Source organism: Olleya sp. KJ81-1 (assembly GCF_055808135.1).
Map to the genome: position 1 here is coordinate 635,016 of NZ_CM147854.1, position 17,350 is coordinate 652,365.

The following is a 17,350-nucleotide window of genomic DNA, read 5'->3' on the forward strand; positions in this document are numbered from 1 at the left end:
ATTTAAGATATAATAAAAATTTATGAAAAATTAATTGCAAAGTGTTAAGGTTTGATTAACTTTGTAAGATAAGTATAGTATTAGTTAATGAGTAAGATTGAAACCATTGTTGATGCGCTAGAAAATAAAATTAGAAAGGTCTTATCAAGGCAACAAGTTTTAAAACTAGAAAACGCAAAGCTTAAAGAAGCTTTAGAACAATCACAATCTAAGATAGTTGCTAAGGATTTAGAATTAAAGAGTTGGCAAGAAAAGTATGACACTTTAAAAATGGCTAATACCATACTAGGCAGTGACAACGATAAACGAGAAACAAAGCTCAAAATAAACACATTAATTAGAGAGATTGACCATTGTATAAGCCAACTTTCTAGTTAATATTATATAGTTTTTATGGCAGACACGCTTAAAATAAAGTTATCTATTGCAAATAGAGTCTACCCATTAACTATTGTACCTAGTCAAGAAGAAGGACTGCGTTTAGCAGCAAAGAAGATAGAGGCTATGATTACCAAATTTGAGCAAAGCTACTCTGTGCGAGATAAGCAAGATGTTTTAGCCATGTGCGCTTTACAATTTGCTAGTCAAGTAGAACAGAAAGCCTTAGATAAAAACCATGTGGAAGAGCATGTTCAGGATAAGTTAGAAGCTTTAAATGACATGTTGCAATCGCATCTTAGTTTATAATACGTTCTTATAACATAACAATATTAGGTTACTGCCTACATTAATTATTTTTTTGATAAACTCAACGTTAATTCTTTAAAAAGGGTGAGTTTTAAGTTGTAAAAGCATGCTGCTAATAGTGATTTATCACTGTTTGGGCAGATCCTTGATCAGCTTGTTAGCCCTAAACTTGTTTTTAAGGAGTTTATACAAAACTAAATTAGTGTAGGCTTTTTTTATATACATAAACAATCAAAAATGGATAATACAATTTTAATTATAGCAGGTCTTGCTATTGGAGCCATAGTAGGTTTTATAATTGCTAAAGTGCTTGAAAAAAACAACGCTTCTAAACTTATTAAAGGCGCTAAAAAATCGGCAGCTAGCATTTTAAAAGAAGCAAATGTTGAAGGAGAAGGTATCAAAAAAGACAAAATACTTCAAGCAAAAGAAAAATTTTTAGAATTAAAAGCAGAACACGAAAAGGTAATCTTATCGCGTGATAAAAAAATGGCTGATACAGAAAAACGTATCAGAGATAAAGAGTCTCAAGTATCTAGTGAGTTATCAAAAAACAAAAAACTAAATACAGACATAGAAGAAAAAGTAAAAGATTATAACCATAGACTTGATGTTTTAGAAAAAAAACAAGAAGAGTTAGATAGACTACATAAAAGTCAAGTAGAGCAATTAGAAGTTATCTCTAGTTTATCTGCAGAAGAAGCTAAATCACAATTAGTAGAGTCTTTAAAAGGTGAAGCAAAAAGTGAAGCTATGTCTTACGTACAAGACAAGATGGAAGAAGCTAAATTGACTGCTCAACAAGACGCTAAAAAAATTATTATTAATACCATTCAACGTATAGGTACAGAAGAAGCTGTAGACAATTGCGTATCTGTATTTAATATTGAAAGCGACGATGTAAAAGGACGTATTATTGGTCGTGAAGGTCGTAATATACGTGCAATAGAAGCTGCAACAGGAGTAGAGATTATTGTAGATGATACACCAGAAGCAATTATTTTATCATGTTTTGATTCGGTTAGAAGAGAAGTAGCACGTTTATCATTACATAAATTAGTAACAGATGGTCGTATACATCCAGCACGTATAGAAGAAGTTGTTCAAAAAACAACTAAGCAAATAGAGCAAGAAATTATTGAAGTAGGTAAGCGTACAGTTATCGATTTAGGTATTCATGGATTGCATCCAGAATTAATTAAAATGGTAGGTCGTATGAAATACCGTTCTTCATACGGACAAAATTTATTACAACACTCGCGTGAAGTAGCTAAATTGTGTGGTGTTATGGCAGCAGAATTAGGTTTAAATCCTAAATTGGCTAAACGTGCAGGATTATTACACGATATTGGTAAAGTGCCAGATGCAGAAGCAGATATGGAAACACCACACGCTATTTTAGGTATGCAATGGGCAGAAAAATATGGCGAAAAAGAAGAGGTTTGTAATGCTATTGGAGCCCATCACGATGAAATAGAGATGAAATCTTTATTATCTCCTATAATCCAAGTTTGTGATGCTATTTCAGGAGCAAGACCAGGAGCAAGACGTCAAGTTTTAGATAGTTATATCCAACGTTTAAAAGATTTAGAAGAAATAGCTTTTGGATTTAATGGTGTTAAAAAAGCATACGCTATACAAGCTGGTAGAGAATTACGTGTAATTGTTGAAAGCGAAAAAGTAAGCGACCAAAATGCTGCAGACTTGTCTTTTAGTATTTCTCAAAAAATACAAACTGATATGACATATCCAGGACAAGTAAAAGTTACAGTAATCAGAGAAACTAGAGCAGTTAATATTGCTAAGTAGTTTTAATATAGTTTAAATAAAAAATCCAGCTTATAGCTGGATTTTTTTTGCTTTGGTATAATAATATTAAATGTAGATCCTACATCTTTAGTACTGTTTATGGTTACTGTACCTCCAAAAGCTTCTAATTGACTTTTAATTAAATATAAGCCAACACCTTCAGCATCTTTGTTTTTATGAAACGTTTTATATAATCCAAAAACCTCGTTACCATATCTATCTAAATCTAATCCTAAACCATTATCAGTAATAGTTAACTCCAAATTGTCTTTTGTGCAATTAGATGATATTGTTATTTCAGGTTTACGATCAGGATGTTTATACTTTATTGCATTAGTAATTAAGTTGTGCATAATACTTTGGAAGTAGGAGGAACTAAAACAAATATTGCAATCATGCTCGACATTATTGTACAGAATAGTACTACTTTCGGCTATCAGATATGATAAATCGTTTATTGCTAAATTTACCTCACGACCAACAGATATTACACTGCCCTTTACGTGCTTTTTAGATTGTACGCTTACAATATGACGTAGGTTAAGTAATGTTTTAGATAACGCCTTAGACACAGTCCTTAAGTGTCTAAACATCTCTTGCTTTTCCGCTTCAGAGTCTGCTTCATCATGAAATGTGATAATGCTTTCAAAATTGCTAGCGTATTCTTTTAAATTATGAGAGACTATATGCGCAAAACTTTGCAGTCTATTGTTTTGTACTGTTATTAAATCTATAGATTTTTTTAAGGAGCGTTCCGTTTCTTTTTGTTTGGTAATATCAGTGTGTGTTCCAATTATTCTCACTGGTTTACCATTATCATCATACTCAATAATTTTACCTTGGTCCAAAATCCATCTATAGGTATTGTCTTTGTGCAGTATTCTGTGGATGTTTTTATATTCTGGATTGTCTCCATTTATATGATTATTGAAGTCTTCATAGTAATCATCAATATCATCTCTATGCACACGTTTATCCCACTCTGAAGCTTCAGAGCTTATTTCGTCTTCATTAAAACCTATAATTTGTTTGGATTCTTTTGAGTAAAAAACTTTACTTGTTTTAGAATTCCAGTCCCAAAGTCCTATACCTGAATTTTGTAAGGCAAATTTCCATTTCAACTCCTCAAAAGTTGAATCTTCATTTTTAGCATTTTCATTAATCTTCATTTTAAACAGTATTTGGCGTGCAAACAAATATCTAAAATTATGATTGGTTATAAGTTACTTAGTTGAAATAAATAATTATATCGATAAAATGCATTTTTTTTAGATTAAACACCAATATCATCGATTAAATACAATTCTATTTTTTGTTTATGAAGATTATTCTTGTTAATTAGGTAGCGTTATAGTAAACGTGGTTCCTAAATTTACAGTACTTTCTACAGTGATTGTTCCACCAAAAGCTTCAATTTGATTTTTTACTAAATATAATCCCACACCTTCAGAGTCATGGTTTTTATGAAACGTCTTATATAATCCAAAGATATCCTTACCAAACTTTTTTAAATCTATACCACAGCCATTATCTGTAATTTGTATTTCAATAGTCTGTTCCGTGCATGTGCTACTTATATGTATTTCTGGATGACGTTGTGGATGCTTGTACTTTATAGCATTTAATATTAAGTTTTGTATAATACTATGAAAATAAGAGGTATTAAAATTTAAAAAACAGTCTGAAGCTGTATTATTATGTATTAGTGCGTGGTTTTCTGATATATGATAATTTAAGTCCGTTAAAACGGTATTAATTTCAGTATTAATACATAGCTTTTCAGTATCTGTTTTTTGCTTGGATTGTACAGTAACTATTTCGTTTAAATTACTTATAGTTTTAGATAAAGATTTAGATAATGTAATTAAATACTCCATCATTTGGTCTTTTTCAGACACAGTTTGTGCTTCTTTATAAAAGTCTAAAAGGCTTTCAAAATTCCCTGCATGTTGCTTCAGATTATGAGTCACAATGTGAGCAAAGTTTTGCAGTTTACTATTTTGCTTAACTACTAAATCTAAAGTTTCCTGTACTTTTAATTCATTTAAAGCATATTTCGTAATATCTACATGTGTTCCAATAAATCTAGAAGCTTCTCCTTGCTTATTTTTTTCGATAACTTTACCACGATCTAAAACCCATCTATAAGATCCATCTTTATGCTTTACCCTATGTTTGTTTTCGTAATAGGGTTTTATTCCATTAATGTGCTCTTGAAAATCCTTATGGTATTGTTCTTTATCTTCAGGATGTACACGATCATTCCAATCGTTTATATTTTGCCCAAATGTGTCGTCGTTTTCAAAGCCAATAATGGCTTTAGATGGTTTAGAAAAAAACGGATTGACTGGACGCGCAAAAATCCCAAATACCTACCTTAGATATTTCTAATGTAGATTCCCAGTTCTCATTTCTAATTTGAAAAGAATTTTGATTGTTTAGAATACCCTTAATTAACTCTGACATAAAGTAGTGTTTATTAAATAGTTAGTTATTTAGGGATTCAGTCAATTTGCTTTAATCAACAACACAAATATATGTTAAAATACTGATTTTTAGCAACATATTTATAATTTTTTTTATTTCCTTGGGTGAAAATTATTTATCACAGTTGTTAAATGCGATCGGTCTAAATGTGTGTAAATCTCTGTGGTAGTAATGCTTTCATGACCAAGCATTAATTGTATTGCTCTTAAATCTGCACCATTTTCAAGTAAATGTGTTGCAAATGAATGTCTAAATGTATGCGGAGAAATAGTTTTATCCAACTTAATCTTTTTTGCTAAATCTTTTATTATCGTAAAAATCATAGCTCTAGTTAATTGTTTTCCTCTTCTATTTAAAAACAAAATATCTTGATGGTCAGGATTTATGGTTAAATGATTTCTAATTTGGTTTTTATAAATCAAAATATATTTTTGAGTGTCCTCCAATATTGGCACAAAACGTTGCTTGTCACCTTTACCAGTAATTTTTAAAAACCCTTCATCAAAAAATAAATCAGAAATTTTTAAATTAGTAAGTTCACTAACACGTAAACCACAACTGTATAAAACCTCTAATATAGCCTTATTGCGTTGACCTTGTGGATGTGTTAAGTCAATTGCGCTAATTAAATTATTAATATCATTCTCACTTAACGTATCAGGCAATTTACGTCCAATTCTGGGTGAGTCTATGGTATCTAACGGATTATCTTTTCTGTAATCTTCAAAAATTAAATAATTAAAAAAGCCTTTTAAACCAGATATTAATCTAGACTGTGACCTTGGATTTAAATTTTTGGCAGCATCATAAATAAAGGCTTTTATTATAGCGTTATCTATAGTAATAGGTGAGTGGCTAATTGTGTTAGCTTCTAAATATTTAATAAGTTTTTTTACGTCTAATAAATAACTATTAACAGAATTAACAGAAAGTCCTCTTTCTATTTTTAAATACATGGTATAATCCTCTAATGCTTGGTGCCATTTCATAATGGTTTAAAGGTATTAATTTATTAATCATGCGCTATAAAAATATTATTTTATTGTAAATGACTGAGTATTAAATATTAATAATTAGCGACTAATAATATTGTTTATAAAATTGTTAATAAAGTGATTTTAATGCTGTAATATGGCGTATTTATTTAACAATAATTAGCTTTTTTTATTAGGCTAATCTTTTTGTTAGCAAGGCCTAAGGCGAGTTTTATCAAAATAAAACGTTAAATTTTATTTTTAATGATTTGATTTATAAATAGTTGTTAATAACCGTGTTTCTTTTGTGTTATTTTACTTGTTTAAACTCTTTATTGCTCCTAATTTTGTCGGCTCAAATAATTTAAAATTTAAATTTAATTATGAAAAAATTATTATTTACAGCTGCAATCGCAGTATTAGGATTTACAAGTGTTAACGCACAAGAAGAACAAACTTTCGGATTTACAGAAGGTGATGTAATTGTAGAAGGAAACTTAGGTTTTAATTCTGAAAATGATAAGAATACAGAAATAGAAACTTCTGCATTTGAATTCAACCCAAAAGTTGGTTACTTTTTATCTGATGATTTAGCAGTTGGTGTTCAATTAATGTTAGACACAGACAAAGAAACTGACGGAATTGCAGATACTGAAACTAAAACGACTACTATTGGAGCTGGTGTATTTGCACGTTACTATTTCTTAGAGTTAGGGAAGCGTTTTAAAACTTATGGTGAGTTTGGTGTAGGTTTTGATTCTGCTAAAACAGAAGTAGAAGTTCCTGGTGTTGATGTTGATGATTTCAAAACTAATGGAATTGGTGCTAACTTAGGTTTAGGTTTAAACTATTTTGTAAATGAAAACATTGCAATTAACTTTGCTTTAACTGATGTTTTATCGTACAGATCTGATAAAGCAGATGTTGATGGAGCAGAATCAGTAACTTCTTTTAACGGTAACTTAAACGTATTTAACAACTTTTTCCAAACAGCTCAGTTTGGTTTAACTTGGAAGTTCTAAATTATAAGAAATTATAATTACCAAAATATTAAACCGAAGCTTAATCGCTTCGGTTTTTTTATGCCATAACTTTTGTATTTTTACTTTATGAAAAAACTAATTATAATAAATGGACCTAATCTTAATCTATTAGGTAAACGTGAACCAAACATATATGGTAGCTTATCTTTTACCGAATTTTTGGATCAAATTCAATCTAAATATCCATCTGCGACCATACAGCATTTTCAATCTAATATTGAAGGCGAATTAATTGATAAATTGCAAGAGGTTGGTTTTAGTTATGATGGTATAATTTTAAATGCTGCAGCTTACACACATACCTCTATTGGTATTGGTGATGCTGTAAAAGCTATTGAGACTCCTGTGGTCGAAGTGCATATTTCTAACACCTTTGGTAGGGAAGAGTTTAGACACCAATCCTACGTGTCTCCAAATGCAAAAGGGATTATTCTTGGTTTTGGATTGCAAAGCTATGAATTAGCCATTCAAAGTTTTTTGTAATATAAAGCGCGTTAATAATTTAGGTTTTACTTAACTTTTAAAAGCATAACTCTTAAAATAAATTTAATTTTTTAGTATAAAATAAGGTTTCTATTAAATACTGTTAAATACAGCCATATTGCTGTTAAACGTTGTTAACAGAACATCTGTACTTAGATGCAGTTCGTAATTTTGATGTATTAACCTTAAAAAATATACAATGAAAAAATTAATTTTAAGTACAGCACTATTTGTTTCTGGATTAGCATTGGTAAATGCACAATCAGATTCAAGAGAAGTCCAATTAGGTATAAAAGGTGGATTAAACTCATCAACAATTAGTGGAGATGATTTAGGTGATTTAGATTCTAGAACTAGCTTTAATGCTGGTTTAGTTGCAGAAATCCCATTAACTGAAAGATTATCATTCCAGCCAGAGGTATTGTATTCTGGTCAAGGATTTGATGTTAGAGAGATTGACCAAGATAATATAGTGGATACTGATGAAAATATCGAGTATCAATTAGATTACATTCAAGTACCATTATTGTTAAAAGCATATATTGTTAAAGGACTTAGTGTAGAGGCTGGACCACAATTTGGATTTAAAATCCACGAAGAGTTTGATTACCAACCAAACAGTGATGGTGGAGATATCGAAATTGATTCTGATGACTCATACGTAAAAGATTTTGATACAAGTATCGCCTTAGGTGCAGCTTATAAGTTTGATAATGGCTTTTTCTTAAGTGGACGTTATAACTTAGGTGTAACAGATATTTTTGAAGATGGTACACCATTTGAAGGTGTCGATGCAAAAAATAACGTTTGGCAATTTGGTATTGGATTTATGTTTTAATCTTATACAACCTATATAAATAAAAAAAAGTTCCAGATAATTCTGGAACTTTTTTTATGCTTTAAAGTGTTTAAAATAAATTTTAAAACTTTTATAAATGTATTACTTCGTCATAAGCATCTGCAACAGCTTCCATAACCGCTTCACTCATAGTTGGGTGTGGATGTACTGCTTTTAATACTTCATGTCCTGTAGTTTCTAATTTACGTCCTAAAACAGCTTCAGCAATCATATCTGTAACACCTGCACCAATCATATGGCAACCTAACCATTCACCATACTTAGCATCAAAAATCACTTTTACAAATCCATCTTTAGCTCCAGAAGCACTAGCTTTACCAGATGCAGAGAAAGGGAATTTTCCAACTTTAATATCGTAACCTTGATCCTTAGCTTGCTTTTCGGTTAAACCAACACTTGCAATTTCTGGACTTGCATAAGTACAACCAGGTATATTACCATAGTCTAAAGCTTCTACATGCATACCAGCAATTTTTTCGACACATAAAATTCCTTCAGCAGAAGCAACGTGTGCTAAAGCTTGACCAGGAGTTACATCTCCAATTGCATAATACCCAGGAATATTTGTTTGGTAGTAATCGTTAACTAATATTTTATCTCTGTCAACTGCAATACCTACATCTTCTAATCCAATGTTTTCTATATTAGTTTTAATACCAACAGCACTTAAAATAATGTCAGCTTCTAAAACTTGTTCTCCTTTAGCAGTTTTAACTGTTGCTTTAACACCTTCTCCAGACGTATCAACTTTAGTAACTTCTGCAGATGTCATTACGTTTATACCACTCTTTTTAAATGACTTTTCTAATTGCTTAGACACGTCAATATCTTCAACAGGTACAATGTTTGGTAAGTACTCTACAACAGTAACTTCAGTTCCCATAGAGTTGTAGAAGTATGCGAACTCAACACCAATTGCACCAGAACCAACAACAATCATCTTTTTAGGTTGTGTTGGTAATGTCATTGCTTCTCTATAACCAATCACTTTTTTACCATCTTGTGGTAAACTTGGTAACTCTCTAGAGCGTGCTCCAGTAGCAATTACAATATGATCAGCACTGTAAACGGTTCCGTCTACTTCAACTTTTTTTCCTGGTTTTAATGTACCAAAACCATTGATTACCTCAATTTTGTTTTTTTTCATTAAAAACTGAACACCTTTACTCATGCCTTCAGCAACACCACGACTACGTTTAACAACAGCATTAAAATCTTTATCATAATCTGTTACAGATAAACCATAATCACTTGCGTGCTTTAAGTATTCAAAAACCTGAGCAGATTTTAGTAACGCTTTAGTTGGAATACAACCCCAATTTAAACATACACCACCAAGACTTTCTTTTTCAATTATAGCGGTTTTAAGGCCTAATTGTGAAGCGCGAATTGCGGTTACATAACCTCCAGGTCCACTTCCAAGAACAATTACATCGTATTTACTCATTCTATTATTTTTTGTAGTTTTAAGAAGTTACGAAGTTACAAAACCAAATTTGAATAAAGAATTTAGATTCTTAAAAAATTATAACTTTATATTACCTTTGTCATGCAAGTTTTTTTATATGAATATACCTAAATCTAGTTTTCCTCGAATTATAATAATTGGTGGTGGTTTTGCTGGCATTGCGTTAGCTAAAAAATTATCTAAACAAGAAGTGCAAGTTGTTCTTTTAGATAAGCACAATTATCATACATTTCAACCATTGCTATATCAAGTCTCAACAGGAGGATTAGAGCCAGACTCCATTGCGTATCCTATTAGAAAGGTTTTAGGAGATTTTCCTAACTTTTTCTTTAGGTTAGCAGATGTTTCTGAAATTAATACAGAAAAAAATAAAGTTATTTCTAATATTGGAGAACTTAAATATGACTATTTAGTAGTAGCATCAGGCTCTAAAACCAATTATTTTGGTAATACATCTATCGAAGCCAATAGTATGGAAATGAAAACCGTACCACAATCTTTAAATCTTAGAAGTCTTATTCTTGAAAATTTTGAAGAGGCACTTTTAACTTCGGATTTAAATGAAAGAATAGCTTTAATGAATTTTGTTATCGTTGGTGCAGGTCCAACAGGAGTAGAGTTAGCAGGTGCTTTAGCTGAAATTAAAAAAGGTATTTTACCCAAGGATTATCCAGACTTGGACACACGATTAGCGCAGATTAATTTAGTGCAATCTGGTGATAAAATTTTAAAAGAAATGAGTCCTCAAGCGTCTCAAAAAGCAGAAGATTTTTTAGAAAAGTTAGGCGTTCATGTTTGGAAAAATGTAAGAGTAACTGGTTATGATGGTAAAACAGTAACTACAAATAGTGATTTAACCTTTGATGCTGCAACAGTTGTTTGGGCAGCAGGAGTTAAAGGAGCAGCTATAAAAGGGTTGGACTCTGACCAGTTTGTGTCTAGAGGTAATAGGATTATGGTTAATGAGTTTAACCAAGTTAAAGGTTTAAATAATGTTTTTGCGGTTGGAGATGTTGCACAAATGGAAACAGAAAATACGCCTCATGGTCATCCAATGATGGCACAACCAGCAATACAACAAGGTAGGTTATTAGGTGATAATTTACTTAAAATGTTAGAAAATAAACCAATGAAACCTTTTATTTACAAAGATAAAGGCTCTATGGCTACAGTAGGACGTAATAAGGCTGTTGTAGATTTACCAAACTTTAAATTTCAGGGTGTTTTTGCTTGGTTTGTTTGGATGTTTGTTCACCTATTTTTTTTAATAGGTTTTAGAAACCGAATGATTGTTTTTATTAATTGGGTATATAACTACATTAGGTTTGATCGTGAAGCACGATTAATAATTAGGCCTTTTAAAAAAGAGATAAAGTCTAATTCTTAGTCTTATTAAATTTAGAGTCATTAAATGCTTTAGAAGTACCTTTTGGTATGGATAAAGATTGCCAATCTTCATTTTTAATTATTATGCCAATATAGGCTATTTGACCAATATGGTATGAATAGTGACCTAGTTGCCTAAAAATAGCGTCAGAGACAGTTTGGCTTTCGTTTCTTATATAAACAATACGCTCTAAATCGTTATTTTTTAATGGAGTAATAGCATCGTAAAGACATTGCCAACCTTTTTCCCAATCAGCAATTAATTCAGCTTTATTCGTATAAGTGGCTTCAAATTCTTGTTCACGTTGTCGCCATTTTTTTCGCCATCTTCAGTTAAAAAATTGGTCCATCTGCTTAGCATATTTCCAACCATATGTTTTACAATTATGGATACGCTATTGGAGTTGTCGTGAGATTGCCAATTCATTTCATTAAATGATAACTGCTGAAGGGTTTTGTCTCCAGCAGTTTTATAATAATCAAATTGTTTGATTAGGCTTGTAATGTAATTATTCATTTTTAAAATCTACACTTGCCGAGTTGATACAAAATCGTGTTCCAGTTTCAGTTGGTCCATCATTAAATACGTGACCTAAATGACTACCACAATTAGAGCAAACTACCTCTGTTCTAATCATCCCATGAGACTTATCTAATATGTTAGTAACGCTACCTGGAATAGCTTCGTCAAAGCTAGGCCAACCGCAGTTAGACTCAAACTTACTATTACTTTCAAAAAGTTGTTGGTTACAGGCAGCACATGCATAGGCTCCATTTTCAAAATGAAGGTTATATTTACCAGTATGTGGCATTTCTGTACCTTTTTTGCGTAAAATACGGTATTGTTCATCCGTTAACTCATTACGCCATTCTTGTTCTGATTTTGTGACTTTATAATTACTCATTATCTGGTTTAAAATTTAATGCAACTCCGTTAATACAATGTCTTTCTCCTGTTGTTTCCTTAGGACCATCATTAAAAACGTGACCTAAATGACCACCACAAGTTGCGCAATGTTCTTCATCTCTAGTATAACCAATTTTGGTATCTGTACCAAATGCTACATTTCCTTTAATTTCTTGATCAAAGCTCGGCCATCCTGTTCCGGAATCAAATTTGTTTTCACTTTTAAATAAAGGTGTATCACATGCAGCGCAATGGTAAGTTCCTGATCTATGCTCTTTATTTAAAGCACTAGAAAAGGGACGTTCTGTTCCTGCTTGTCGTAAAACATAATACTCAGCATCAGATAATTCTGCTTTCCACTCGGTATCTGTTTTAGTGATTTCAAATTTTTCTTTTTCTTGTTCTTTTGTGTCTTGCGCGTTGCCTTTACAATTAAATAAGGCACATGCAAATACTAATAATGCAATTTTTTTCATATTTTCTTCTTTTTTTAAAGATATCCTAAAATCTTAAAATAGAATTAATACAGTCGTAATTTTAATTTAAAAATAACATTTTACTGTTTGTGATTTTAAGTGTAACTTTTCAACGTCTAATAAAAATGTAATACATGAAAATATTTCATATAAGTGCAGAATGTTATCCTATAGCTAAAGTTGGAGGTTTGGCAGATGTTGTTGGAGCGTTACCAAAATATCAAAATAACCTAGGAGCAACATCTAGTGTTGTTATGCCTTTTTATGATAATGCTTTCACCCAAAAAATAATTTTAAGTCAATTTATGAAAGTAAATTAGACTTTAATGGTCATAAAATAGGTTACAATATTTTAAAAACTAAAGCTGCAGTTTTAGATTTTGAGGTTTATTTTGTGGATATCCCTAATCTTTTGCACAAAAATTATGTGTATTCTGCAGATGATACAGATCGCTTTTTAGCCTTTCAGATCGCGACATTAGATTGGATATTAACATTAAGAGATTTACCAGAAATTATTCATTGTCATGATCACCACACTGGATTGATACCTTTTATGTGTCAGGAGAGTTTTAAATATAAAAACTTAAATACAATTCCGGTAATTACTACCATCCACAATGCACAATACCAAGGTTGGTTTGGCTATGATAAATTACATTTAATACCAGAATTTGAGTCTACAAAAACAGGATTGTTAGATTGGGACAATTGTATAAATCCTTTGGCAGCAGCAATAAAATGTGCTTGGCGTGTAACCACTGTATCGCCTAGTTATATGGACGAGTTAAAACAAGAGGCCAATGGACTACAAGATTTGTTACAACATGAAAGTAATAAATGTATAGGTATATTAAACGGAATAGATACAGTAGTTTGGAATCCCGAAACAGACCATTATATAGATCATAAGTATAATGTAAAAACATTAGAAGCTGGTAAATTAGCTAATAAATTAGCGTTGTGTAAAACCTTTAATTTAGATGAAAGCAAACCGTTAATTACATTTATTGGACGATTGGTGCATGAAAAAGGTGCAGACGTTTTCCCTTTGGCAATAAAAAAAGCATTGGAAGACGAAAATTGTAGTGTTTTAGTTTTAGGCTCTGGACATGACGAAGCTGAACAGGCTTTGCTTCAGTTAAAAGAAAATAATACAGGTCTGTACAATGTATTTATTGGCTATGACGAAAAATTGTCGCATAATATTTACGCAGGAGCAGACTTTTTACTAATGCCATCAAGGGTTGAACCTTGTGGATTAAACCAATTATATGCCTTGCGTTACGGAACAATTCCTGTAGTGAGAAGTATTGGAGGTTTAAAAGATACTGTTGTAGATATAGACAAAATTGAGGGTTTTGGAATTAGTCATCAAGAAGTCACAGTAGCGCAAATTTATAAAGCCATTACCAGAAGTGTTGATTTATACAATAAAACAACTATCTTTAAATCAATAAGAAAGCATATTATGACCATTGATCATTCATGGGATGTTTCTGCAAAAGCATATATTAATGTATACCAATCTTTAAAAAAATAACTATGATTAATAATAAAGTGTTATCTATAATTTTAGGAGGAGGACAAGGATCCAGATTATATCCATTAACTGCAACTAGATCTAAACCTGCAGTACCTATTGCTGGAAAGTATAGATTGGTAGATATTCCTATTTCTAATTGTATAAACTCAGACATCAAACGCATGTTTGTATTAACACAGTTTAACTCGGCATCCTTAAATCGTCATATTAAAAACACCTATCATTTTAGTTTTTTTAGTTCGGCTTTTGTAGATGTTTTAGCAGCCGAGCAAACACCAGGTAACGAAGGTTGGTTTCAGGGTACCGCAGATGCGGTTAGACAAAGCATGCATCATTTTTTAAGTCATGATTTTGAGTATGCCTTAATCTTGTCTGGAGACCAATTGTATCAAATGGATTTTAACGAGATGATTGATGCACACATTAAAGCTAAAGCAAAAATATCTATAGCAACTATTCCTGTAAATGCTAAGGATGCAACGTCATTTGGGATTTTAAAAACAGATGATAAAAACGTAATTACTTCTTTTATAGAAAAGCCTGATGCATCATTGCTACCAGAATGGACATCAACCGTTAGTCCAGAAATGGAAAGTCAAGGTAAAAACCACCTAGCATCAATGGGAATCTATATTTTTAATAGAGATTTATTGGTAGAGCTAATGAGTAATCCAGATACAAATGACTTTGGAAAGGAAATCATTCCGCAATCCATTGCAAATCATAAAACACTTAGTTATCAATTTGAAGGGTATTGGACAGATATAGGAAACATAGATTCATTTTTTGAAGCTAACTTAGGCTTGACGGATGATATACCTAAATTTAATTTATACGATAAAGATCAAAGCGTCTATACACGTGCTAGGATATTACCAACATCTAAAATATCCGGAACCGCTTTAGATAGAACAGTTATTGCAGAAGGTTGTATTGTGCATGCTGCTAAAATTGAAAAATCAGTCATTGGTATTAGATCAAGAATAGGTAAAGAAACCACCATTATTAATACCTACATGATGGGTTGTGATTCCTATGAATCTTTAGAGGAGATAGAGTCTAATAAGATTAATATTTTAATGGGAATAGGAGAGCGTTGTTTTATAAAAAACACCATTATTGATAAAAATATAAGAATAGGAGATGATGTTAGAATTAATGGCGGAAAGCATTTAGAAAATAAAGAAACGGATACCTATGTTATTAAAGATGGTATTGTTGTTATTAAAAAAGGAGCAGTAATACCTAATGGATTTGTAATATAGCTTATGGCAGAAGTCACTGTGTTTAGTCTCTTTACGGACTTTGATATTAATCTTTTTAAAGCTGGAAAACATTATCGATTATACGAGAAATTTGGATCTCATATAACTACGGTTAATAATGTTGAAGGCACCTATTTTGCTGTTTGGGCACCAAGTGCGACACAAGTGTCTGTAGTAGGTGACTTTAATGCATGGACAGAAGGTGACCACCTTTTAAATGTAAGATGGGATAAAAGCGGAATCTGGGAAGGGTTTATACCAAACATTGGTAAAGGCAGTTTGTACAAGTATAAAATACAAAATAGTACTAATGGTAGCGTGACAGAAAAAGCAGATCCTTATGCTAGACGTTGCGAACATAATCCAAGTACAGCCTCTATAGTTTGGGAAGATAATTATACTTGGAAAGATAAAAAATGGATGGCCTCCAGAAAGCAAAAAAATGCTTTAGATGCGCCTTATTCTGTTTACGAAGTACATTTAGGATCTTGGAAAAAGCAGGTTGAAGATAATCGCTTTTTATCATATGTAGAGTTGGCAGACGACCTAGTAAATTACGTCAAGGAAATGAATTTTACGCACGTCGAGCTGATGCCAATAATGGAATTTCCGTACGATCCAAGTTGGGGTTATCAAATCACAGGATATTTTGCACCAACATCACGATTTGGTTATCCAGAAGAGTTTAAACTTTTGGTAGACACATTACACCAAAATGATATCGGAATTATACTGGATTGGGTACCTTCTCATTTTCCAGAAGATGCACATGGATTAGGACTATTTGATGGCTCATGTTTGTATGAGCATCCTGATAAGCGCAAAGGGTATCATCAGGATTGGAAAAGCTTAATATTTAATTATGGTCGTAACGAGGTTAAATCATTTTTAATAAGCAATGCTTTATTTTGGTTAGATCAATACCATGCAGATGGTTTACGTGTGGATGCTGTAGCGTCTATGCTATTTTTGGATTATAGTAGAGAAGATGGTGAGTGGGAACCTAATATCCATGGAGGAAGAGAAAACTTAGAAGCCATAGCTTTTATACAAGATTTAAATAAAGCAATTTACGGAAACTATCCTGATGTACAGTCTATTGCAGAAGAGTCTACTGCGTTTCCAGGAGTCTCAAAACCTGTGTTTTTAGATGGTTTGGGATTTGGAATGAAATGGATGATGGGTTGGATGCATGATACCTTACAATATTTTTCAAAAGAACCAATTTATAGAAAACACCATCAAAATGATATTACCTTTTCATTAACCTACGCATTTACAGAAAACTTTATGCTGCCTTTAAGTCATGATGAAGTGGTGTATGGTAAAAAATCTATTTTAGGAAGAATGCCAGGAGATGAGTGGCAACGTTTTGCTAATGTTAGATTGTTATACAGTTATATGTTTGCTCATCCAGGTACAAAATTATTGTTTCAAGGTGCAGAAATAGGTCAAAGTGAAGAATGGAATTTTGAAACTAGTCTTGATTGGCATGTATTGGATTATCCATCGCATAAAGGGTTAAATCAGTTTATAAAAGAGCTTAATACGTTTTATAAAACAGAACCAGCACTTTATCAAAAACAATTTTCAAGTGATGGTTTTGAGTGGATTGATTACGGAGATTCAGAACATTCTGTAATAGTGTTTATGCGTAAAGGAAATAAGCCTAAAGACAATATTATTGTAACTTGTAATATGACACCAGTACCTCTAAATAATTACAGAATTGGACTACCTAAAAAAGGACAATTAATAGAAGTATTTAATAGCGATAATAAGCAATACTTTGGAACAGGAGATTTTCAAAATAAGCCAATAGTTAGCCAATTAAAACTATGGCATTCTAGAAAAAATTCAGTTGAAATTACAATACCTCCTTTAGGTATGATAGCCTTAAAATATCAACCTTAAAAAAAGAATATTACGATTATATAATATATGTAATTCTCATTTTTAC

At 31.7% G+C, this 17,350-nt stretch carries 17 protein-coding genes, 1 other RNA gene and 2 pseudogenes; 12 read left to right on the forward strand and 8 right to left on the reverse strand.

Translation table 11 applies throughout. The features are described from left to right. Positions 1-87: 87 nt before the first annotated feature. The 4 genes from AC0L3M_RS02975 to rny all read left to right on the forward strand — a co-directional run bounded on the left by AC0L3M_RS02975 (position 88) and on the right by rny (position 2,496). Entirely contained in the window at positions 88-378 is a 291-nt protein-coding gene (locus AC0L3M_RS02975; protein ID WP_145001515.1) for a hypothetical protein, read from the forward strand. A gap of 15 nt (positions 379-393) precedes the next feature. Continuing rightward, positions 394-687, forward strand: coding sequence for a cell division protein ZapA (locus tag AC0L3M_RS02980; protein ID WP_145001516.1), 294 nt, complete (start codon positions 394-396; stop codon positions 685-687). 59 nt (positions 688-746) lie between these two features. Beyond that, positions 747-873, forward strand: a non-coding RNA gene (gene ssrS / locus AC0L3M_RS02985) — 6S RNA. A gap of 51 nt (positions 874-924) precedes the next feature. Then, a complete protein-coding gene (gene rny / locus AC0L3M_RS02990; protein ID WP_145001517.1) occupies positions 925-2,496 on the forward strand; it encodes a ribonuclease Y in 1,572 nt (523 codons plus the stop codon). A gap of 2 nt (positions 2,497-2,498) precedes the next feature. Here rny and AC0L3M_RS02995 read toward each other — a convergent pair whose 3' ends face one another. The 4 genes and pseudogenes from AC0L3M_RS02995 to xerA all read right to left on the reverse strand — a co-directional run bounded on the left by AC0L3M_RS02995 (position 2,499) and on the right by xerA (position 5,972). After that, positions 2,499-3,665 carry a sensor histidine kinase gene (locus tag AC0L3M_RS02995; RefSeq protein ID WP_473431785.1) on the reverse strand — a complete coding sequence of 389 codons (1,167 nt, stop codon included), beginning with the start codon at positions 3,663-3,665 and terminating at the stop codon, positions 2,499-2,501. A gap of 165 nt (positions 3,666-3,830) precedes the next feature. Further along, a complete protein-coding gene (locus tag AC0L3M_RS03000) occupies positions 3,831-4,466 on the reverse strand; it encodes a sensor histidine kinase (RefSeq protein WP_473431786.1) in 636 nt (211 codons plus the stop codon). A 144-nt stretch (positions 4,467-4,610) separates the two neighbouring features. Further along, positions 4,611-4,859, reverse strand: a pseudogene (locus tag AC0L3M_RS03005) (PAS domain-containing protein); the annotation flags it as partial. A gap of 216 nt (positions 4,860-5,075) precedes the next feature. Further along, positions 5,076-5,972, reverse strand: coding sequence for a site-specific tyrosine recombinase/integron integrase (xerA, locus tag AC0L3M_RS03010; RefSeq protein ID WP_473431787.1), 897 nt, complete (start codon positions 5,970-5,972; stop codon positions 5,076-5,078). Positions 5,973-6,340: 368 nt separating this feature from the next. Here xerA and AC0L3M_RS03015 point away from each other — a divergent pair, with 368 nt between their 5' ends. The 3 genes from AC0L3M_RS03015 (at position 6,341) to AC0L3M_RS03025 (ending at position 8,321) form a co-directional block, all read left to right on the forward strand. After that, a complete protein-coding gene (locus AC0L3M_RS03015) occupies positions 6,341-6,979 on the forward strand; it encodes an outer membrane beta-barrel protein (RefSeq protein WP_191099886.1) in 639 nt (212 codons plus the stop codon). Positions 6,980-7,066: 87 nt separating this feature from the next. Beyond that, the gene (aroQ, locus tag AC0L3M_RS03020; protein ID WP_028283145.1) at positions 7,067-7,483 is read left to right on the forward strand and encodes a type II 3-dehydroquinate dehydratase; all 417 of its coding nucleotides are present in this window, start codon (positions 7,067-7,069) and stop codon (positions 7,481-7,483) included. A 199-nt stretch (positions 7,484-7,682) separates the two neighbouring features. After that, positions 7,683-8,321 carry a porin family protein gene (locus AC0L3M_RS03025; RefSeq protein WP_145001523.1) on the forward strand — a complete coding sequence of 213 codons (639 nt, stop codon included), beginning with the start codon at positions 7,683-7,685 and terminating at the stop codon, positions 8,319-8,321. A 91-nt stretch (positions 8,322-8,412) separates the two neighbouring features. Here AC0L3M_RS03025 and lpdA read toward each other — a convergent pair whose 3' ends face one another. Then, complete coding sequence (gene lpdA / locus AC0L3M_RS03030; protein WP_145001524.1) at positions 8,413-9,789, reverse strand: dihydrolipoyl dehydrogenase; 1,377 nt, start codon at positions 9,787-9,789, stop codon at positions 8,413-8,415. 118 nt (positions 9,790-9,907) lie between these two features. On the opposite strand from lpdA, the gene AC0L3M_RS03035 reads away from it, so the two are divergent. After that, positions 9,908-11,197, forward strand: coding sequence for an NAD(P)/FAD-dependent oxidoreductase (locus tag AC0L3M_RS03035; protein WP_473431788.1), 1,290 nt, complete (start codon positions 9,908-9,910; stop codon positions 11,195-11,197). Here the strand turns inward: AC0L3M_RS03035 and AC0L3M_RS03040 are convergent. The 3 genes and pseudogenes from AC0L3M_RS03040 to msrB (AC0L3M_RS03050) form a co-directional block, all read right to left on the reverse strand. Beyond that, positions 11,187-11,713, reverse strand: a pseudogene (locus tag AC0L3M_RS03040) (DUF1572 family protein). The gene AC0L3M_RS03035 and the pseudogene AC0L3M_RS03040 overlap by 11 nt on opposite strands. Then, on the reverse strand, positions 11,706-12,101 hold the full coding sequence (gene msrB, locus AC0L3M_RS03045) for a peptide-methionine (R)-S-oxide reductase MsrB (protein WP_473431789.1): 396 nt from the start codon (positions 12,099-12,101) through the stop codon (positions 11,706-11,708). The pseudogene AC0L3M_RS03040 and the gene msrB (AC0L3M_RS03045) overlap by 8 nt, the downstream one beginning before the upstream one ends. Further along, positions 12,094-12,579 (reverse strand): peptide-methionine (R)-S-oxide reductase MsrB, encoded by a 486-nt coding sequence (gene msrB, locus AC0L3M_RS03050; protein ID WP_473431790.1) that lies wholly within the window; start codon positions 12,577-12,579, stop codon positions 12,094-12,096. The genes msrB (AC0L3M_RS03045) and msrB (AC0L3M_RS03050) overlap by 8 nt, the downstream gene beginning before the upstream one ends. 134 nt (positions 12,580-12,713) lie before the next feature. Between msrB (AC0L3M_RS03050) and AC0L3M_RS03055 the strand changes: the two genes are divergently transcribed. The 4 genes from AC0L3M_RS03055 to glgB all read left to right on the forward strand — a co-directional run bounded on the left by AC0L3M_RS03055 (position 12,714) and on the right by glgB (position 17,304). Next, a complete protein-coding gene (locus AC0L3M_RS03055; RefSeq protein WP_473431791.1) occupies positions 12,714-12,899 on the forward strand; it encodes a glycogen/starch synthase in 186 nt (61 codons plus the stop codon). Positions 12,900-12,973: 74 nt separating this feature from the next. After that, entirely contained in the window at positions 12,974-14,122 is a 1,149-nt protein-coding gene (locus AC0L3M_RS03060; RefSeq protein WP_473431792.1) for a glycogen synthase, read from the forward strand. 2 nt (positions 14,123-14,124) lie between these two features. After that, positions 14,125-15,390, forward strand: coding sequence for a glucose-1-phosphate adenylyltransferase (locus tag AC0L3M_RS03065; protein ID WP_473431793.1), 1,266 nt, complete (start codon positions 14,125-14,127; stop codon positions 15,388-15,390). 3 nt (positions 15,391-15,393) lie between these two features. Beyond that, the gene (gene glgB / locus AC0L3M_RS03070; protein ID WP_473431794.1) at positions 15,394-17,304 is read left to right on the forward strand and encodes a 1,4-alpha-glucan branching protein GlgB; all 1,911 of its coding nucleotides are present in this window, start codon (positions 15,394-15,396) and stop codon (positions 17,302-17,304) included. Positions 17,305-17,350: the final 46 nt, after the last annotated feature.